16 protein-coding genes are annotated in these 18532 nt (G+C 72.4%); 8 read left to right on the top strand and 8 right to left on the bottom strand.

Going from position 1 to position 18532, the window contains the following annotated elements:
• Window positions 1–263: 263 nt before the first annotated feature.
• The 6 genes from G514_RS25505 to G514_RS0107620 are packed head-to-tail and all read right to left on the bottom strand — an operon-like array spanning window position 264 to window position 6929.
• Window positions 264–2066: an ABC transporter ATP-binding protein gene (locus G514_RS25505; RefSeq protein WP_051247079.1), complete on the bottom strand. Its 1803-nt coding sequence runs from the start codon at window positions 2064–2066 to the stop codon at window positions 264–266.
• Window positions 2063–3793: an ABC transporter ATP-binding protein gene (locus G514_RS0107640; RefSeq protein WP_028651269.1), complete on the bottom strand. Its 1731-nt coding sequence runs from the start codon at window positions 3791–3793 to the stop codon at window positions 2063–2065. The genes G514_RS25505 and G514_RS0107640 overlap by 4 nt, the downstream gene beginning before the upstream one ends.
• Window positions 3794–3851: 58 nt before the next feature.
• The gene (locus G514_RS0107635; protein ID WP_028651268.1) at window positions 3852–4808 is read right to left on the bottom strand and encodes a hypothetical protein; all 957 of its coding nucleotides are present in this window, start codon (window positions 4806–4808) and stop codon (window positions 3852–3854) included.
• A gap of 44 nt (window positions 4809–4852) precedes the next feature.
• The gene (locus G514_RS0107630) at window positions 4853–5395 is read right to left on the bottom strand and encodes a YbaK/EbsC family protein (protein ID WP_028651267.1); all 543 of its coding nucleotides are present in this window, start codon (window positions 5393–5395) and stop codon (window positions 4853–4855) included.
• Window positions 5396–5427: 32 nt separating this feature from the next.
• Entirely contained in the window at window positions 5428–5748 is a 321-nt protein-coding gene (locus G514_RS29065) for a hypothetical protein (protein ID WP_028651266.1), read from the bottom strand.
• Entirely contained in the window at window positions 5745–6929 is a 1185-nt protein-coding gene (locus tag G514_RS0107620) for a PspC domain-containing protein (protein ID WP_169576326.1), read from the bottom strand. The genes G514_RS29065 and G514_RS0107620 overlap by 4 nt, the downstream gene beginning before the upstream one ends.
• 198 nt (window positions 6930–7127) lie before the next feature.
• On the opposite strand from G514_RS0107620, the gene G514_RS25500 reads away from it, so the two are divergent.
• The gene (locus G514_RS25500; protein WP_245582132.1) at window positions 7128–8366 is read left to right on the top strand and encodes an ATP-binding protein; all 1239 of its coding nucleotides are present in this window, start codon (window positions 7128–7130) and stop codon (window positions 8364–8366) included.
• Window positions 8366–9034 carry a LuxR C-terminal-related transcriptional regulator gene (locus G514_RS0107610; RefSeq protein ID WP_028651264.1) on the top strand — a complete coding sequence of 223 codons (669 nt, stop codon included), beginning with the start codon at window positions 8366–8368 and terminating at the stop codon, window positions 9032–9034. The genes G514_RS25500 and G514_RS0107610 overlap by 1 nt, the downstream gene beginning before the upstream one ends.
• Before the next feature lie 15 nt (window positions 9035–9049).
• Here the strand turns inward: G514_RS0107610 and G514_RS29060 are convergent, their stop codons facing one another.
• A complete protein-coding gene (locus tag G514_RS29060) occupies window positions 9050–9544 on the bottom strand; it encodes a cupin domain-containing protein (RefSeq protein ID WP_051247074.1) in 495 nt (164 codons plus the stop codon).
• A gap of 50 nt (window positions 9545–9594) precedes the next feature.
• Here G514_RS29060 and G514_RS0107600 point away from each other — a divergent pair, with 50 nt between their 5' ends.
• The 3 genes from G514_RS0107600 to pcrA all read left to right on the top strand — a co-directional run bounded on the left by G514_RS0107600 (window position 9595) and on the right by pcrA (window position 14189).
• Window positions 9595–10233, top strand: a complete 639-nt coding sequence (locus tag G514_RS0107600; protein WP_028651263.1) for a TetR/AcrR family transcriptional regulator — start codon at window positions 9595–9597, stop codon at window positions 10231–10233.
• An 18-nt stretch (window positions 10234–10251) separates the two neighbouring features.
• Window positions 10252–11664 carry an APC family permease gene (locus G514_RS25490; RefSeq protein ID WP_051247072.1) on the top strand — a complete coding sequence of 471 codons (1413 nt, stop codon included), beginning with the start codon at window positions 10252–10254 and terminating at the stop codon, window positions 11662–11664.
• 89 nt (window positions 11665–11753) lie between these two features.
• Entirely contained in the window at window positions 11754–14189 is a 2436-nt protein-coding gene (pcrA, locus tag G514_RS0107590; protein WP_028651262.1) for a DNA helicase PcrA, read from the top strand.
• A 473-nt stretch (window positions 14190–14662) separates the two neighbouring features.
• Here the strand turns inward: pcrA and G514_RS25485 are convergent, their stop codons facing one another.
• The gene (locus G514_RS25485) at window positions 14663–15667 is read right to left on the bottom strand and encodes a M23 family metallopeptidase (protein WP_157544649.1); all 1005 of its coding nucleotides are present in this window, start codon (window positions 15665–15667) and stop codon (window positions 14663–14665) included.
• A gap of 285 nt (window positions 15668–15952) precedes the next feature.
• Between G514_RS25485 and G514_RS0107580 the strand changes: the two genes are divergently transcribed.
• From G514_RS0107580 to sucD, 3 genes are all read left to right on the top strand, one after another.
• Complete coding sequence (locus G514_RS0107580) at window positions 15953–16204, top strand: hypothetical protein (RefSeq protein WP_028651261.1); 252 nt, start codon at window positions 15953–15955, stop codon at window positions 16202–16204.
• 84 nt (window positions 16205–16288) lie between these two features.
• Window positions 16289–17449, top strand: a complete 1161-nt coding sequence (gene sucC, locus G514_RS0107575; protein ID WP_028651260.1) for an ADP-forming succinate--CoA ligase subunit beta — start codon at window positions 16289–16291, stop codon at window positions 17447–17449.
• Window positions 17450–17482: 33 nt separating this feature from the next.
• Complete coding sequence (gene sucD / locus G514_RS0107570; RefSeq protein ID WP_028651259.1) at window positions 17483–18376, top strand: succinate--CoA ligase subunit alpha; 894 nt, start codon at window positions 17483–17485, stop codon at window positions 18374–18376.
• Window positions 18377–18532 lie beyond the last annotated feature (156 nt).

The following is an 18532-nucleotide window of genomic DNA, read 5'->3' as shown; positions in this document are numbered from 1 at the left end:
CCGCTGGTTGAGGAGGTTGCGCAGCGCCCCACCGCTGGTTGAGGAGGTTGTGCAGCGCTCCACCGCTGGTTGAGGAGGTTGTTCAGCGCTCCACCGCTGGTTGAGGAGGTTGCGCAGCAACCGTCTCGAAACCTCTGAAGGTCGCGCTGGAACTCTCATGGTCCAGTTCCAGCATCGGCTGCGGTGGTCTCAACGCGACGCTTGCTCAACCCTCCCGAGCGCCCGGTCGCCGCTCGTACCTCGCGGCGACCTGCTCGCGAGCCTCAGTCGCGCCGCTCGCTCAGCCCGTTCAGGCGACGGGCGCCCGCTCGTCCCTCGCGGTCGCCCTGCCATGAGCGCCACAGGGCGGCGTAGGAGCCGCCGGCCGCGACCAGGTCGTCGTGCGAGCCGAGCTCGGTGATCTTCCCGTCCTCGACCACCGCGACGCGGTCGGCGTCGTGGGCCGAGAAGAGGCGGTGGGCGATCGCGATCACGGTGCGGCCGTGCAGCACCGCGGCCAGCGACCGCTCCAGGTGCCGGGCCGCGCGCGGGTCGATCAGCGAGGTGGCCTCGTCGAGGACGAGCGTGTGCGGGTCGGCGAGCACCAGCCTGGCCAGCGCGATCTGCTGGGCCTGGGCGGCGGTGAGCGCCCGGCCGCCGGACCCGACGACGGTGTCGAGCCCGTCGGGCAGGGCCTCGACCCACTCGAGGGCGTCGACCGCGGCGAGCGACGAGCGGATGTCGTCGTCGGTCGCGCCAGGGGGCGCCGCGAGCGCGAGGTTCTCGCGCAGGGTGCCGACGAACACGTGGTGCTCCTGGGTCACCAGGGCGACGTGCCCGCGCAGCTCGGCGAGCGGCAGCTCCACCAGACCGACGCCGCCCACGGTCACCTCGCCGGTGCGGGGCGGGTGGATGCCGGCCAGCAGCCGGCCCAGCGTGGACTTGCCGGCGCCCGAGGGGCCGACCATGGCGATCCGCTCGCCGACGCCCACGTCGAGGTCGACGCCGTGCAGCACGTCGCGCCCCTCGACGTAGGAGAACCGGACGTCGCGGGCGTCGAGCTCCTCGCCGGCGGGCTCGGCGCCGGTGACCTGACGGTCGTCGGGCACCTGGGCGACGCCCAGCAGCCGCGCCAGCGAGGCCGCACCCAGCTGGAGCTCGTCGAGGATCGAGACGATCCGGTCGACCGGGTCGATCAGCATCTGCACGTAGAGCGTCGCCGCGGTGACCTCGCCCAGGGTCACGCTGCCCTGGGAGTAGAGGTAGCCCCCGAGCAGCAGCGTCGCCACCGTCGGGATGAGGTAGGAGAGCTCCATGCTCGGGAAGAACACGGTGCGCAGCCACAGCGTGTAGCGCTCGGCGTCGTAGGAGTCCTTGACGTCGGCGTCGATCGCCGCGATCCGCTCGTCGCCCAGCCCGAGCGCCTCGACGGTGCGCGCGCCCTCGACGGTCTCGGTGAGGGTCGCGTTGGTCGCGGAGTACGTCGCCGACTCGCGCAGGTAGCCGTCCTTGGCGCGCGCGAGGTACCACCGCAGCCCCACGACGAGCGGCGGCAGGCCGAGCACCACCGGGCCGAGCACCCACCAGCCGACGGTGACGGCCGCGACGAACGTGACGACCGCCGTCACGACCGCGATCGTCCACTCGGGCAGTGCCCACCGCACGGACCAGCCGAGCTGGTCGACGTCGCGGCTGGTGCGCGTCAGCAGGTCTCCGGAGCCCGCGGACTCGACGACGCCCACCGGCAGGGCCAGCGCGTTGCCGACGAAGTCCTCGCGCAGCTCGGCCAGCACCTGCTCGCCGAGCACCTGGCTGGTCAACCGGGCGTAGCGGGTGAGCACGGTCTGCACGACCAGGAACACCGCGAGCGCGAGCACCACGCGGTCGACGTGGCCCACGGTCGTGCCGGCGTCGACGGCCTGCACGAGTTTGCCGAGCAGCCGGGGCGCGGCCAGGCCGGCGAGGGCCGCGGTGACGTGCAGCGCGAGGGCGCTCCACAGCAGCCGGGGGTGCTGGCGGGCCAGCCGGCGGACGTAGCGGCGCAGGGACCGGGCGTCGGCGACCGGCAGCGCCGTGTGGGTGGTCATGAGAGTGCCTCGGCAGGCTCGACGTCGCGGATCACGACCGCGCGGTAGTCGGCGTCGGTCTCGAGCAGCTCGGCGTGCGTGCCGGTCGCCGCGACCCGCCCCTCGCGCAGGAACGCCACCTCGTCGACCGCGTCGAGCACGAGCGGGCTCGAGGAGACGACGACCGTGGTGCGTCCGGCGCGGTGGCCGCGCAGCCGGGCCGCGATGCGCGCCTCGGTGTGCGCGTCGACGGCCGAGGTGGGCTCGACCAGCACCAGGATCTCGGGGTCCGCCGCCAGCGCGCGGACCAGCACCAGCCGCTGCCGCTGCCCGCCCGAGAACGTCCGCCCGCGCTCGGCGACCACCGTGTCGAGGCCGTCGGGCAGCGCCTCGAGGATGTCGTCGGTGGAGGCGGTCTCGAGGGCCTGCGACACGTCGCGTCCGGTCGGGTCGAGCACGGTCGCGAGCCGCCCCGAGAAGAGCGTCGCGCCGGTGTCGGACACCACGATCCGGCGGCGTACGTCGTCTCGACGCATCCGGGTGAGGGGCACACCGCCGAGCGTCACGTCGTCGTCGGGCTGACCGGCGACCTCGGGCGCGCACAGGCCGAGCCGGTCGGCGAGCGCCGCGGCCGCCTCCGGCTCGTCGCTGACGATCGCGGTCACCAGCCCCGGGCGGACGCGCAGGCCGGTGCGGGCGTCGGCCAGCTCGGCGCCGGGGTGCGGCGGCGCGACCGGGTCGACGGGGTCCTGGTGGTCGGGCGTGAGGGCGAGCACGCGGCAGACCCGGCGGGCCGCGACCCTGGCCCGGATGAGCTTGTTGGCGTACTCCGTCGCGGTGCGCAGCGGGATCATCAGGAACGCCGAGTAGCCGTAGAACGCGACCAGCTCGCCCGGGCTGATCTCGCCGCGGGCGGCGGACCGCGCACCCAGCCAGACGACGAGCACCACGAAGGTGCCCGGCAGGAAGACCTGGAGGGCGTCGAGCACGGACTGCAGGCGCGCGACCTGCACGCCCGCCTGGCGGGTGTCCTGCGACTCGCGGCGGTAGCGCTCGTGGAAGAGCGCCTCCCCGCCGATGCCGCGCAGCACGCGCAGCCCGCCGACGATGTCGCTCGCGGTGTTGGACAGCTCGCCGGTGAGGTGCCGCTGGTGCGCGCTGCGCCGGTCGAGCGGACGCAGCAGCGGGCCGATGAGCAGCATCAGCGCGGGGACGCCGATCAGCACGAGCAGCCCGAGCGAGACCGAGGTGTTGAGCAGGATGGCCGCGACCAGCAGGAAGGACACGATCGCGCCGGCGAACCTCGCGGAGACGTCCATGACCTGGCCGAGGTGGGACAGGTCGCTGGTGCCGATCGCGACGACCTCGCCGGTCGAGACCTTGCGCGGCAGCGTGCCGCCGAGGTGGACGGCCTGGCGGCCGACGAGCTGCACGGTGCGGTAGGCCGCGGTGAGCCAGTTGGTGACCGCGAAGCGGTGCCGCATGATCCCGGTGACGGCCTGGACCAGCCCGATGGCGAGCATGAGACCGGCGTAGGTCAGCAGCGCGGAGCCGTCCTTGTCGGCCACGCCGCGGTCGATCGCGCGGCCGATGACCGCCGGCATCACGGCCTGGCTGCTCATCCAGACGATGCCGAAGGCCATGCCGCCCAGGAGCGTGTGCCACTGGCCGCGGGCCATCCACCAGAGGAACGCGCCCGGTGAGCTGTGGACCGCCGTCCCGGGGTGGTCGAGGGGGAGGCGGCGCACTCGCTCAAGGGTACGGAGCGCCCGTCACGGGAGCGAACGGTTATCGGTGTCCCGGGCGTCAGCCCTGACCGCCTCCGATGGAGGTCAGGAACCCGCACGAGGCCTTGGCGTAGGTCACCGCGTTGACCGCCGCGACCGGCCCGAGGCGGAGCACGAACGTGCCGGGCTCGCCGTCGACGTGCACGTTGATCCCGAACGCCGCGAAGCTGCCGGACTCGCCGAACGCGTGGGCGTCGCACCGGGTGGGCTTGATGGGCACCGGGACCCGCCGCGGGGGCTGGTCGCCGGTGATCGTCAGGTCGGCCTCGTAGACCCCGTGGTCACCCGGGGAGAGGATCGGGTTGCCGGCGATGCTGTCGATCCTCAGCGTCGGCCCGGGCCGGCCGGTCGGCTCGATCAGCAGCGTCATCGTGCCGATCGAGCCCTTGCCGCCGTCGCCGTCGGCGGTCACCTCGTCGGCCCAGCTGAGGTGCGCGACCTTCGCGATACCGAGCTCGAGACAGGTCGACGACGCGATGCGCTCGACGACCCCTGCCTCGTCGGCCACCGGGATCGTCTCGCTCTTCTGCTCGCCGTCGACGACGTAGTCGACGGTCACGGTGCCGCTCTCGGCGGTGCGGCCGCAGGCCGGCTGGTCGGGCTCGGTGATCTGGAACCCGCGGCGGGCCTGTGACGGGATGTCGCGCAGCCTGGTCGCCTCGAGGGGAGCCCCGAAACGGTCGTCGTGGTAGACCACCCGGGTCGGCGTGATCGGACGGTCGGTGTCGTTGTCGATCCACACCTGGAACCGGTTCGCGGCGCCGTCGCGGGACGACTGCTCGATGTCGGCGATCAGGGTGCCGGTGGGCGGTGGCTTCGGCGGCAGCGGGATGGGCGTCAGCGTGTAGAGAGACCTGGTGGGGCTGGACTCCGGTCCGGCGTCCGGCGAGCCCGGGTCGTCGTCGCCGCCGCACGCCGCGGGCAGTGCGAGCAGCGGCAGCAGCGCCGCGAGCCGGAGGAGGCGCGAGCGGGTCATCCGGCCAGTGACCCGGCCAGTGACCCGGCCGGTGATCCGGCCAGTCATCCGGCCAGCCCGTCGATCACCTCGGCCCCGGGCAGCGCGCCGGCGAGCCGGCCGGGGAGCAGCAGCTTGGACCGGCGTACGCCGGAGCCGATCACCGCGACCTCGACGTCGAGCACCCGGGCGTCGACCAGCAGCCGCCAGGAGTCCGGCAGCCCGACCGGCGTGATGCCGCCGTACTCCATGCCGGTCTCCTCGACCGCGCGCTCCATCGGCAGGAACGAGCACTTGCGGACGTCGAGGGTCCGCTTGACCACGGTGTTGACGTCGGCCCGCGTGTCCGCGCGCACCAGGCACGCGGCCACCCGCTCCTGCCCGTCGCGGCGGCCTCCGACGACCACGCAGTTGGCGCCGGTGTCCATGCCGAGGTCGTAGGCCTCGCTCATCGCCGCGGTGTCCGCGACGGCCGGGTCGATCGCCACGACCGCGAGCTCGCCGCCGTGCTCCCAGGCCTCGAGCGCGGCGAGCACCGGTGGAGCCAGCAGCTCGGGATGGTCGAGGGCCGGCAACGACTCCAGGCGACCGAGGGTGGGGAGAGCCATGGGCCCATCCAACCCCACGGGCGGCGCTGAGGTCAGACGGTTTCCGAGCGGTCGTCGGCTCCGGCGTCGTCCGCCGGCTCCTCGGGAGCGCTGCCGACCCAGCCGGTGTGCCGGACGGCGTAGCGCCGCGAGCCGGTGAAGGCCGTCGCCGCCAGGCCGACGGCGCCGGCCACCACCCACGGGATCGGCATCAGCCAGCGGACCTCGTGGCCGGCGACCGTGTCGGTCTGGATGAGGGCCCAGACGCCGACGATGCCGAGGAGGGCGATCCCCACGACGAGGTGGCCGATGCTGACCGGGTGGCGTCCACTGGGGCGGGTGTCCTCGGTGCCGGGGCCGGTGGTGGTGCTCATGAGACGTGCTCCTCGTAGATCTTGATCTCGCCGACCGAGAGGCCTGCGTCGACGAACAGCTCGGGTGCGCCGAACCCGCCGTCGTGCCGGACCTCGTCGTCGATGCCGATGCCGCCGCGCTCGTCGCCGAACAGCTCCAGGTGCCCGGGGCCGTCGACGGCGGCGTCGACCTCGACCGACAGGCCGTGGGGGACGATGACGACGATCCGCCCGACGTCCGCATGGAGGTCGACCTTCTTGCCGTCGAGGGCGGCGAGGTCGGACACGTCGGTGAGGTCGAGGAGGATCTCCCCCGCGGAGGTGTCGAGGCTGGACGGCACCTCGGCGGCGGTCAGCGGGTGGCGGGTGATGTCCTCGCCGTCGAAGCGCTCCGAGACCGTCGCCAGCGACAGCACCAGCGCGGCCACCAGGCCGACGAAGATCAGCCCGCCGGCCCGGCCGTAGAACGCGCCGAGCACGAGCATCGCGCCGCAGACGCCGACCACGAGGGCGGGGTAGGCCGCGTCGGCGACCGGAGCGCCCGCGAGGTCGACGATGCCGAGCACGCCGATCCCGAGCGCGGCGAGAGCCATGGTGAACCAGAACAGGATCGGCCCGCGGCGACGGGGGTTGCGCGGCGGCGGCCGGTACGACGGAGGCGTGACCGTCGGCGTGCCGGGGGCGACGGGGGAGTATCCGCCGGTGGCCGGGTCGAGGGCGTGCGGCACGGGCGGTGCGGTGGGCTTGACACGCCGGTCGCGGTCGAGCACGCCGACCACGAAGAACACGACCAGACCGATCACGATCGCGACCGGCCAGGGGAAGAAGTCGTTGCCGAAGGTGTCGCTCAACAGCGCCAGTCCGGACAGGATCCCGACACCGACCAGCGCGATGCCGCGGTTGCGGTCGTCGAGGCCGAGCGGGCGGCGCAGGCTGCCGTCCTCGGGGAGCAGCAGCCAGCACAGGCCGTAGGCGATCACGCCCGCGCCGCCGAAGAAGACCAGCACGACGAAGGCGACCCGCAGGATGACCGGGTCGACGTCGACGTGGCGGGCCAGGCCGCCGGCGACGCCCGCGACCTTGCGGTCCGGTCCGGTGGTACGGCTGATCCGGCCCAGGTCCTTGAGCTCCTCGCGGGTCACGCGAGGACCCTCGCTGCTGGGCGGCGGCTCGGGTGGCGCCTCGGGCGGAGTGGTGGTCATGGCACCAAGGTTGCTGCCTCGCGCCGCTCGCGACCATCGGGGACGACCCTGAAACCCGCCGGACCTGCCCGGGGGGCCGTCAGGGTCGGCTCGGGGTCGTTCTCCATGGGGTGGCGCCACTCGGGCTGCGATGCTGGACACCTCATGACCGCCGCGCCCACGCATCCTCACTCGTCCTCGCACCGCGAGTGGCGCCAGGTGACCCGCGACTCGGAGTCCCCTGTGCTCGGCGGCGTCGCGGGCGGGCTGGCGCGTCACCTCGCGGTGCCGGTGCTGTGGGTGCGGGCGGCGTTCCTGCTGGCGACCGCGATCAGCGGCCTCGGCATCGCGATGTACATCGGCCTGTGGCTGATCGTGCCGTCCGACTCGCGCTTCGAGACGAGCACCCCGGGCGCCGAGAGCGCGTCGCGAGGTGGCCGTCGGCCGCGGCGGGTCCGCCGCCTCGGCGACGCCGGTCCGGCGATCGCTCTGGCAGCTCTCGGTCTGGGCGTGATCCTGGTCGCGCAGGCAACGCTCGGCAGCGGCGCCGTCTTCTGGCCGATCGTGATCGGCCTGGCCGGCGTCGCGCTGCTCTGGCGACAGGCCGACGAGGTCCAGCGGGAGCGCTGGCTCGACACCTCGGGGCGGCTCGACCCGGTGCGGATGGTGTTCGGCTCCGGTGGCGCCGCGTCGTACGCCCGGGTCGGTGCCGGTGTCGCCCTGGTCGTGGTGTCCCTGGTCGTGGTGGGCGTCAACGGCAGCTCGTTCGGCGAGGCCAAGGTCGCCCTGATCGCCGGGCTGCTCGGCGTCGCCGGCCTGGCCCTCGTGGTCGGCCCGTGGGTCTTCCGGCTCGCGTCCGACCTCGGCGCGGAGCGCGAGGAGCGCATCCGCACCCAGGAGCGGGCCGACGTGGCCGCGCACCTGCACGACTCCGTGCTGCAGACCCTCGCTCTGATCCAGAAGAGCTCGCACGACCCGGCCACCGTCGCCCGCCTGGCACGCGCCCAGGAGCGCGACCTGCGCTCGTGGCTCTACGCGGGGGAGTCCACCGACGAGTCCAGCCTGGCCGGGGCCCTGCGCGCGGCGGCCGCGGAGGTCGAGGACGACCACGGCGTCACGGTCGACGTGGTCGCCGTCGGCGACTGCGACCTCGACGAGCACCTGCGCCCCGTCGTCCAGGCCACTCGCGAGGCGGTCACCAACGCCGCCAAGCACGCCGGCACCGGCCGCGTGGACGTCTACGCCGAGGTCACGTCGGGCGCGGTGGACGTCTTCGTCCGCGACCGTGGTTCAGGCTTCGTGCTCGACGACGTGCCCGAGGACCGGTACGGCGTCCGCCGCAGCATCCTCGACCGGATGGAGCGCCACGGCGGCACCGCCGAGGTCCGGTCGACCCCCGGCGAGGGCACCGAGGTCCGGCTGCACCTGCCCCGCCCCCACGCTCCAGAGGAGAACTGATGACCACCCCCACGCCCGGTCCGGTCCGCATCGTCATCGTCGACGACCACGCCATGTTCCGCAGCGGCGTACGCGCCGAGCTGGCCTCGGCCGGCGCCGGCCAGGTCGAGGTGCTCGCCGAGGCCGCCGACGTCGACCAGGCCGTGGCCGCCATCGCCGAGCACCAGCCCGAGGTGGTGCTGCTCGACGTCCACCTGCCCGGTGGTGGCGGCGTCGAGGTGATGAGGCGGTCGCAGGCCCGCGTGCCCGACACCCGCTATCTCGCGCTGTCGGTCAGCGACGCAGCCGAGGACGTCATCGGCACCATCCGCGGCGGCGCCCGCGGCTACGTCACCAAGACCATCACCGGCCCCGAGCTGGTCTCGGCGATCCGCCGGGTCTCCGACGGCGACGCGGTCTTCTCCCCGCGCCTGGCCGGGTTCGTGCTCGACGCCTTCGCCGGCTCGATCGAGGTCGCCGCCGTCGACGAGGACCTCGACCGGCTCACCGAGCGCGAGCGGGAGGTGATGAGGCTGATCGCACGTGGCTACGCCTACAAGGAGGTCGCGAAGGAGCTGTTCATCTCCATCAAGACCGTCGAGACCCACATGAGCAGCGTGTTGCGCAAGCTCCAGCTGTCCTCCCGCCACGAGCTGACCCGCTGGGCCAACGACCGCCGGCTCCTCTGACCGGCGGCGCCGCGCTCATTCCGGGATCGGTGGTCCGACGACCTCGAGGCCGTAGCGCGGGCCGACCTCGACCCACCTCGGGATCTCGACCTCGGGGGTCAGCGCGTCTGCGCCGGGCAGCCGTCGTTCGGTGGCGGGGATGCCGACCTCGTCGTAGAGGTGCAGCAGTCCGGCGGGCGTGGTGAGCGCCAGGAACCTCGCCGGCTCCTCCCCGCGGATGCGGAACGCGTGCGGCACTCCCTGCGGCAGGTGGATGAAGCACCCGGCGTACAGCTCGTGCAGGTCCTCGCCCGCCAGGTAGTCGAGCCGGCCCTCGAGGACGTAGAACGCCTCGGCCTCCTCGTCGTGCCGGTGCAGCGGGGTGGCCACACCCGGCGGCTGGGTCACGAGCGCGACGCCGAGGCGGCTGCTCTGGTCGGGCTCGAGCAGGTGCTCGAAGAGCGACTGCATCGCCCAGGTGGGCCGCCCGGTGCCCGGCTCCCGCACCACGACCTGCTCGTCCTGCGACACCGCGGGCCTCCTACAATTCATCCGAAACTAGTTCGGATAAAGTAAGGCGCATGGCGGCACCGGTCAAGAGGCGCTACGACGGCTCGCGTCGCCGGGCCGCCGCGGAGCAGCGGCGGCTGGCGATCCTCGCCGCGGCCCGCGGCCTCTTCACCGAGGGCGGGTACGCCGCCACGTCGGTCCAGGCGGTGGCCGACCGGGCCGGGGTGTCGCTCGACACCGTCTACGCGACCGTCGGGCGCAAGCCGCAGCTGCTGCTCGCCGTGCACGACATGGCGCTGGCCGAGGGGCCGGCGCCGGTGCCGGCGGGGCAGCGCGACTACGTCCTGGCGGTGCAGGAGGCACCCGATGCCGAGACCAAGCTGCGCACCTACGCCGCGGCCATGGGCCGGGTGCTGCCGCGCACCGTGCCGATCATGCGGGCCCTTCGCGAGGCCGGCGCCACCGATCCGGAGTGCGCCGCACAGCACGACGCGATCTCGGAGCGCCGGGCCGCGAACATGCGGCTGCTGGTCGCCGACCTGCGCGAGACCGGCGAGCTGCGCGCGGACCTGTCCGACGACGACGTCGCCGACCTGATCTGGTCGCTCAACAGCCCGGAGTGGTTCGGCCTGTGGGAGAGCCGCGGACGGACGGCCGAGCACTACGCCGAGATCCTGGCCGAGGTCCTGGTCCGGACTCTCCTCGCCTGAGCGGGGTACTGCGCTCGCATGACTGCGACCGCCGACACCCAGGAGAGCTCCGGCCGCGACTCCGAGCTCAAGCAGACCGTCACCGGACGGCTGCTGTTCTTCTACGTCCTCGGGGACGTCCTCGGCTCGGGGATCTACGTGCTCATCGGCGCCGTGGCCGGCGCGGTCGGCGGCGCCTTCTGGGTGTCGTTCGCCGTCGGCGTCACCGTCGCCGTGATCACCGGGATGGCCTACGCCGAGCTCGCGACGAAGTACCCGCAGGCCGCCGGCGCGTCCCTCTACGTCAACCGGGCCTTCGAGAAGCCGGCCCTCACCTTCCTGGTGACGGTGTGCATGCTCGCGGCCTGCTTCGCGGCCGCCGGGTCGCTGGCCACCGGCTTCGCGGCGTACTTCGCCGAGCTGTGGGAGCTGCCGCCGGCGCTGCTGGTCTCGCTCGTGTTCATCCTGCTGCTCTCGGTCGTGAACTACCTCGGTATCACCGAGTCGGTCGTCGCCAACCTGGTCATGACCGTGATCGAGGCCGCCGGCCTGCTCGTGGTGATCGTGGTCGGGGTGGTGCGCGTCGGCCAGGGCGGTGCCGACTTCGGGTCGCTGGTGGACTTCAGCGGGGCCAGCAACCCGATCTGGGCGATCGTGGGCGGCGTGGGGCTCGCGTTCTTCGCGATGACCGGCTTCGAGAACGCCGCCAACCTCGCCGAGGAGACCACGAACCCCGAGCGCGACTTCCCGCGCGCGCTGGTCGGCGGGATGCTCACCGCAGGCGTCATCTACGTGCTGGTCTCGATGAGCGCGGCCCTGGTCGTGGAGCCCGGCGAGCTCGCGAACTCGGCGGCGCCGCTGCTGGACGTCGTCGAGTCAGGGGTGCTGCCGCTGTCGGTCACGCTCCTGGCGACGGTGTTCGCGGTGATCGCGTGCACCGCGATCACCAACACCACGCTCGCCTCGGTCGTGACGCAGTCCCGCGTGCTCTACGGCATGGCCCGCGAGGACGTGGTCCCGGCCGTGTTCGGGCGGGTGCACGCCCGGCGGCGCAGCCCGCACGCCGCGCTGGCCTTCTCCGCGATCGTCGTCTGCGGCCTGCTGGTGGTCGGGGCGGTGCTCAACGGGGCCGGGCTGGACATCGACGTGGTCGCCCGGCTGGCGACCGTGACCGTCGTCCTCCTGCTGCTGATCTACCTCATGGTGATCCTGGCCGCGATGAAGCTGCACGGCCAGGACGAGACCGAGGGCAGCTTCCGGGCCTCGCTGCCACTGCTCTGCGCGGGCCTGGCCGCCAACCTCGGGCTGCTCGTGTACGTCGTCCAGGACGACCCGTTCTCGCTGGTCTGGTGCGCGGCGCTCGTGGGCGTCGGGCTGGTGCTCTACCTGGTGGAGCGGGCCTTCGGCAGCAGCGGCGCCACGGCCGACAGCGCGGGGGGTGCCGCCACGTAGTCTTGGGCGGACATGATCACCCCACGACGTTCTCCGGCTCCCGCGCTGCGCTCCTCCACCGGACAACGCCGCGGGGGCCCCGGAGGAGCATGAGCACCGACGCGCTGCCCGGCTTCGAGCACCTCGCCGCGCCCGCGGAGAAGGAGTCCCGGCGCGGCGGTCCGAGCCGCGAGCAGCTGCTCGAGGGGCTCAACGAGCCGCAGCGCGCGGCGGTCGTCCACGAGGGGTCGCCGCTGCTGGTGGTGGCCGGCGCCGGCTCCGGCAAGACCCGCGTGCTCACCCGCCGGATCGCCTGGCTGATCAGCGAGCGCAAGGCACACCCCGGCTCGATCCTGGCGATCACGTTCACCAACAAGGCCGCGGCCGAGATGAAGCACCGGGTCGAGGAGCTGGTCGGCAAGCGGGCGCGGATCATGTGGGTCTCGACGTTCCACTCCGCCTGCGTCCGCATCCTGCGCAAGGAGATCACCGCGCTCGAGCGCGGCGGCGGGGCGACCTACAAGTCGTCCTTCTCGATCTACGACGCCGCCGACCAGAAGAGGCTGATGGCCAACGTCGCCAAGGAGCTCGACCTCGACCCGAAGCGCTTCCAGCCCGGCTCGTTGCTCCACTGGGTCTCCGACCACAAGAACGAGCTGCGTGACGAGGAGGACGCCACCCGCGAGGCCAAGAACAAGCTCGAGGAGCAGTACGCCGCCGCCTACACGCTCTACCAGAAGCGCCTGCGGCAGGCCAACGCCCTCGACTTCGACGACCTCATCATGCTCACCGTCCACCTGTTCCAGCAGTTCCCCGAGGTGCGTGAGGTCTACCGGCGCCGATTCCGGCACGTGCTGGTCGACGAGTACCAAGACACCAACCACGCGCAGTACGCCCTCATCGCCGAGCTGTGCGCGGAGAAGTTCGAGGACCCCGACGCGGTCGGCTCGGGCGGCGAGCGCGTCGAGCCCGCGGAGCTGATGGTGGTCGGCGACGCCGACCAGTCGATCTACGCCTTCCGCGGCGCCAACATCCGCAACATTCTCGACTTCGAGCAGGACTTCCCCAACGCGACCTCGATCCTGCTCGAGCAGAACTACCGCTCGACGCAGACGATCCTCACCGCCGCCAACTCCGTGATCGGCCACAACAAGGGCCGCAAGGAGAAGAAGCTGTGGTCAGACGCGGGCGACGGCGACCGCATCGTGGGCTACGTCGCCGACGACCAGCACGACGAGGCGCGCTTCGTCTCCGACGAGATCGACAAGCTCGTCGACAGCGGCCACAAGGCCTCCGACGTCGCGGTGTTCTACCGCACCAACGCGCAGTCACGTGTCTTCGAGGAGGTGTTCATCCGCACCGGCCAGCCCTACCGCGTCGTCGGCGGGGTGCGCTTCTACGAGCGCCGCGAGATCCGCGACGCGCTCGCCTACCTGCGGCTGCTCGTCAACGCCGACGACGTCGTCTCGCTCCAGCGGATCCTCAACGTCCCCAAGCGCGGCATCGGCGACCGGGCCGTCGAGAGCATCCAGGCCCTGGCCGCTCGCGAGGGGCTGACGTTCTGGGAGGCGCTGCGCCGCTCGTCCGAGGCACCGGGTCTCGCGACCCGGTCGCAGACCAACATCCAGGGCTTCGTGGCGATGATCGAGGAGCTCCAGTCGATGGTCGACGCCGGCGAGCGGCCCGACGTCGTCCTCGAGTCCGTGCTCGAGCGGTCCGGCTACCTCAAGTCGCTGGAGGAGTCGGAGGACCCCCAGGACGAGACCCGCCGCGAGAACCTCGGCGAGCTCGTCGCGGTCGCCCGCGAGTTCGCCGACGACCCCGTTGCCGGCCCGTCCGCCGACCCGGCCGACGTCGACGCGGGCATCGTGGCGCCCGGCCTGTCCGACTTCCTCGAGCGGGTCTCGCTGGTCGCCGACACCGACCAGATCCCCGACGACGCCGACGGCGTGGTCACGCTGATGACCCTCCACACCGCCAAGGGGCTGGAGTTCCCGGTCGTGTTCCTGACCGGTCTCGAGGACGGCGTCTTCCCCCACTCCCGCTCGCTCGGCGACCAGCCAGAGCTCGAGGAGGAGCGCCGCCTCGCCTACGTCGGCCTCACCCGCGCCCGCGAGCGCCTCTACATCTCCCGCGCCGTGGTCCGCTCCGCCTGGGGCGCACCCCAGCACAACCCCGGCTCCCGGTTCCTCGACGAGCTCCCGGTCGACCTGGTCGACTGGCGCCGCACCGAGGCCGCGCAGACCACCTGGGAGCGGCCCGACCTCTCCTCGTCGTACGGCGGCGGGTCGTGGGGCACCCCCACCGACCGCGGCCGCCGCAACTTCTCGACCGCCGCCGCCCGGGCCGACGCCGCAGCCAAGGCCAAGCCCGCCCGGTCGATCCCCTCGCTCGAGCCCGGCGACCGCGTCGTGCACGACTCGTTCGGCCTCGGCACCGTCGTCGCGCTCGAGGGCGTCGACGACAAGCAGGTCGCCTCGATCGACTTCGGCTCCGAGGGCGTCAAGCGCCTGCTGCTGCGGTACGCGCCGGTCGAGAAGCTGTAGTCCGCCGGTCTCGCTGCGGAGATCTCGACAAGCTCGATCAGGGGGGGCGAGCGGGTGCTTAGGCTCCACGCTGGTTGAGGAGGTTGCGCAGCAACCGTCTCGAAACCCCCGCAGCGAAGGCACCTGCGCCACCGCGGGCCGGGTCGACCGGGTGCCTTCGCTGCGGGGATCTCGACAAGCTCGATCGGCGGTGGGCCAGTTCCAGCCCCGGCTTACGGGGCTTCGAGGCTCGTCGCTGGCGCTCCTCGCACCTCAGCCACCGTCGCGCGGGCGAGGCAGCCGCGCAGCGGCTGACGAGCCCGCCCACACCCACCCGTGATGACGGAGCGAGGGCGGCGCGCGCAGGCCCCGGGGGATGGCGCCCCCTCGGAGCGTCATCCATCTCGTGGAGACGGGTGCTCGAAGCCTATGACGCAATGAGAGCGGGGGGAGCGGAGCGACCCGGTAGTTCCGAGCGGAGCGAGGCGGGGGTATCAGAAGAGACCGTGCTGCTGCATCGCGGTGTAGGGGTCCACCGCGTCGCCGCCGCCGGGGTGCACCTCGACGTGGAGGTGCGAGCCGGTGACGTGGCCGGTCGCGCCGACCAGGCCGATGACCTCACCGCGGGTGACGGTGTCGCCGACCGAGACGTTGAAGGCGCTCTGGTGGCAGTACCACAGCTCGGTGCCGTCCTCGAGCTGCACGACGGTCTTGTTGCCGTAGGAGCCGTCGTAGCCGGCGGAGGTGACCACGCCGTTGGCGATCGCGTGGATCTGGTCGCCGGTGTCGCCGTTGAAGTCGAGGCCGGTGTGGTAGCTCGACCACAGGCCGTACTGGCCGAAGCGGGCGGTCAGGATGACCGGCTCGAGGGGGTACTGCCAGACGTCCTTCGCGAGCACCTTCGCGTAGCCCTCGGCCTTGCCTGCGAGCTGCTTGATCGCGGTGGCGTGCTCGGCGGCGACGGCCTCCGCCGCGTCCTGGAGCTGCTGGTCGGCGGCGTCGGACTGCGCGTCGCGGGCGTGGTCGCGGGAGACCTGCGGCTTGCGCGGCGAGACGGTGCCCGTGCCGCTGGTGCCGCCGAGTGCGGACGGCGCGTGGGTGCTGGCGGCAGCGGAGCCGGAGCCGCTGGCGGGCTGGGCGTCGTTGACGGTGGCGACGCCACCGACCGAGACGGCCAGCGCGGCGATGCCGAGCAGGACCGGCGCCGACGGGAAGCCCTTGAAGAGGGGGCCGCGGCCGCCGGAGCGCTTGACCGCGCGGCGCTTGCCGGCAGTCGACGGCGGCTCCGCGCGCAGCATCGGGAGGCGGGTGGTCGGCTCGTGGGCGAACGACGTGGTCTGGTCGACGGGCTCCAGCGACGAGAGGACCCGCTCGATCGTGCCGGTGTCGAGGGCTGTGTCGAGGGCAGGCGCGTCGAGGACGGGCGTCGCGGGCGGCGCCACCTCCACCTTCGGGTGGTTTTCGACGACGAGCGTGTGACCCAGGGGCTCCTCGGGCACCACAGCCCTACGACGCCCGACGTACGGGGTCTCGACAGGAGGCACGTAGTCGACCGGCACGTCGGCTCGGCGACGGCCTCCGGCGTTCGGGGTCACGGCATCCCGGGTCGAGGAGTGCGCCTCGAGAAGCTGAGGCTCAGCTCGGTGACCAGACACAGGTCAGGGTCCCCCCAGGCCGACGACAGGAACAGCGCGCTCGACCCTAGCGGATGCCCTGGGGCGCCCGAAATCGGTGTCAACGCATTTTGTGGAACACGGGGTCGGTCCCATGGTTACCTCCGAGCCATGTCCGCGTCGGCGATTCGCCTCCTGTACTGCGGTGACGTCCAGACCGGTCACCGCGCGCTGCGCGACGCCGGTCACGAGGTGATCGTGATCGAGCCGGGCGTGTCGCCCGCAGAGCTCGCCGCGGTCGCCGTCCAAGAGGACGTCGACCTGGTCGCGGTGGCGGACGCGGACCTCGGGGCGGATGCGCTGGCCGGGCTGGACGACGACGTCGTCGTGTTCTGGATCACGTCGGGTACAGGGGCCTCGTAACGGCCGGTGGCCCGGGACTAGGGTGCGCCGAGGGCGTCGCCTCGGCGACGCCACGAGCACCTACGACGATCAAGGACTTCCCTCGTGGACCTGATGGAGTACCAGGCGAAGGAGCTCTTCGCCAAGCACGGCGTCACCACCACCCTCGGCACGGTGGTCACCACCGCCGAGGAGGCGCGGGCGGCCGCCGAGGAGTACGGCTTCTGCGTGGTGAAGGCCCAGGTCAAGGCCGGCGGCCGCGGCAAGGCCGGCGGCGTGAAGCTGGCCAGGACGCCCGACGAGGCCTTCGAGCACGCGTCGAACATCCTCGGGATGGAGATCAAGGGCCTCACCGTCAACCGCGTGCTGGTCACACCGGCCACCCCGCCGGTGGAGGAGTACTACTTCTCGTTCCTGCTCGACCGCGCCAACCGGCAGTACCTCTGCATCGCCAGCGTCGAGGGCGGCGTGGAGATCGAGGAGGTCGCCAAGACCAACCCCGACGCCGTCAAGCAGATCGCGATCGACCCCGGCAGCGGCGTCGACGAGGCCAAGGCCCGCGAGATCGCCACCGAGGCGAAGTTCCCCGAGCCCGTCTTCGAGCAGGCCGTCGCGATGATCCAGGCGCTCTACACGGTCTTCGACGAGGAGGACGCGACGCTCGTCGAGGTCAACCCGCTCGCGCGCCTGGAGGGCGACAAGCTCGAGGCGCTCGACGGCAAGGTCTCGCTCGACGACAACGCGGACTTCCGGCACGAGGACCACGCGGCGTTCGAGATCAAGGAGGAGACCGACCCGCTCGAGGCCAAGGCCAAGGACAAGGGCCTCAACTACGTGAAGCTGGACGGCGAGGTCGGCATCATCGGCAACGGCGCCGGGCTGGTGATGTCCACGCTCGACGTGGTCGCGTACGCCGGTGAGAAGCACGGCGGCGTGAAGCCCGCCAACTTCCTCGACATCGGCGGCGGCGCCAACGCCCAGGTGATGGCCGACGGCCTCGACGTGATCCTCCACGACGCGCAGGTGAAGTCGGTGTTCGTCAACGTCTTCGGCGGCATCACCGCCTGCGACGAGGTCGCGAACGGCATCAAGGGCGCCCTCGAGATCCTCGGCGACGAGGCCTCCAAGCCGCTCGTCGTGCGCCTCGACGGCAACAACGTGGTCGAGGGCCGCCGGATCCTCGACGAGCTCAACCACCCACTGGTCACCCAGGTCGACACCATGGACGGCGCGGCCGACAAGGCCGCCGAGCTGGCCGGCGCCTGAGCACCGGACGACGACGAGAGAAGCAGAAGAAGCATGTCGATCTACCTGAACAAGGACTCGCGGATCATCGTCCAGGGCATGACCGGTGGCATGGGCTCCAAGCACACCACCCTCATGCTCGAGGCGGGCTCCAACATCGTCGGCGGCGTCAACGCGCGCAAGGCCGGCACCACGGTCGAGCTCGCCGGCCAGGAGCTGCCGGTCTTCGGCTCGGTCAAGGAGGCCATGGCCGAGACCGGGGCCGACACGTCGGTCGTGTTCGTGCCGCCGGCGTTCACCAAGGACGCCTGCATCGAGGCCATCGACGCGGGCATCGGCCTGCTCGTGGTGATCACGGAGGGCGTGCCCGTGCAGGACACCGCCGAGGTGTGGTCCTACCTGCAGGGCCCGACCAACACCGGCGGCACCCGCATGATCGGGCCGAACTGCCCCGGCATCATCACGCCGGAGGAGTCGCTCGCCGGCATCACGCCGCACACCATCGCCGGCAAGGGCCCGATCGGGCTGGTCTCCAAGTCGGGCACGCTGACCTACCAGATGATGTACGAGCTGAAGGACTTCGGCTTCTCGACCGCGATCGGCATCGGCGGTGACCCGATCGTGGGCACCACCCACATCGACGCGCTCGAGGCGTTCGAGGCGGACCCCGACACCAAGGCGATCGTGATGATCGGCGAGATCGGCGGCGACGCCGAGGAGCGCGCTGCGGCCTACATCAAGGACCACGTGACCAAGCCGGTCGTCGGGTACGTTGCCGGCTTCACCGCGCCCGAGGGAAAGACCATGGGCCACGCCGGCGCGATCGTGTCCGGCTCGTCGGGCACCGCGGCCGCCAAGAAGGAGGCCCTCGAGGCCGTGGGCGTGAAGGTCGGCAAGACGCCGTCCGAGACAGCCGCGCTCATGCGTGAGGTGCTCCAGGGGCTCTAGGACCCGGCAATCGCGTCGGGTGGGCGGTCAGCCAGCAACCGGTGGGGGTCGGTCGGGGTCGGTGCGGGGTTGGCTGCTGACCGCTGCCGGGCCTCGGTTCGGGTCGGCGGTCAGCCAGCAACCGGTGGGGGTCGGTGGGCGTCGTGCGGGGTTGGC

Origin of the sequence: Nocardioides halotolerans DSM 19273 (assembly GCF_000422805.1) — a bacterium.
Classification (GTDB): Bacteria; Actinomycetota; Actinomycetes; order Propionibacteriales; family Nocardioidaceae; genus Nocardioides; species Nocardioides halotolerans.
The sequence above is the reverse complement of the archived record's forward strand: the minus strand, read 5'-3'. Positions and strand labels throughout refer to the sequence as shown.

What these genes read in the sequence shown, in the direction of transcription:
- G514_RS0107610 (WP_028651264.1), top strand. Translation starts at nt 8,366, where the DNA reads ATGACCACCCCCACGCCCGGTCCGGTCCGCATCGTCATCGTCGACGAC.
- G514_RS29065 (WP_028651266.1), bottom strand. Translation starts at nt 5,748, where the DNA reads ATGAGCACCACCACCGGCCCCGGCACCGAGGACACCCGCCCCAGTGGA.
- G514_RS0107630 (WP_028651267.1), bottom strand. Translation starts at nt 5,395, where the DNA reads ATGGCTCTCCCCACCCTCGGTCGCCTGGAGTCGTTGCCGGCCCTCGAC.
- G514_RS0107635 (WP_028651268.1), bottom strand. Translation starts at nt 4,808, where the DNA reads ATGACCCGCTCGCGCCTCCTCCGGCTCGCGGCGCTGCTGCCGCTGCTC.
- G514_RS0107600 (WP_028651263.1), top strand. Translation starts at nt 9,595, where the DNA reads ATGGCGGCACCGGTCAAGAGGCGCTACGACGGCTCGCGTCGCCGGGCC.
- G514_RS25490 (WP_051247072.1), top strand. Translation starts at nt 10,252, where the DNA reads ATGACTGCGACCGCCGACACCCAGGAGAGCTCCGGCCGCGACTCCGAG.
- G514_RS25505 (WP_051247079.1), bottom strand. Translation starts at nt 2,066, where the DNA reads ATGACCACCCACACGGCGCTGCCGGTCGCCGACGCCCGGTCCCTGCGC.
- G514_RS0107580 (WP_028651261.1), top strand. Translation starts at nt 15,953, where the DNA reads ATGTCCGCGTCGGCGATTCGCCTCCTGTACTGCGGTGACGTCCAGACC.
- pcrA (WP_028651262.1), top strand. Translation starts at nt 11,754, where the DNA reads ATGAGCACCGACGCGCTGCCCGGCTTCGAGCACCTCGCCGCGCCCGCG.
- G514_RS0107620 (WP_169576326.1), bottom strand. Translation starts at nt 6,929, where the DNA reads ATGACCACCACTCCGCCCGAGGCGCCACCCGAGCCGCCGCCCAGCAGC.
- sucD (WP_028651259.1), top strand. Translation starts at nt 17,483, where the DNA reads ATGTCGATCTACCTGAACAAGGACTCGCGGATCATCGTCCAGGGCATG.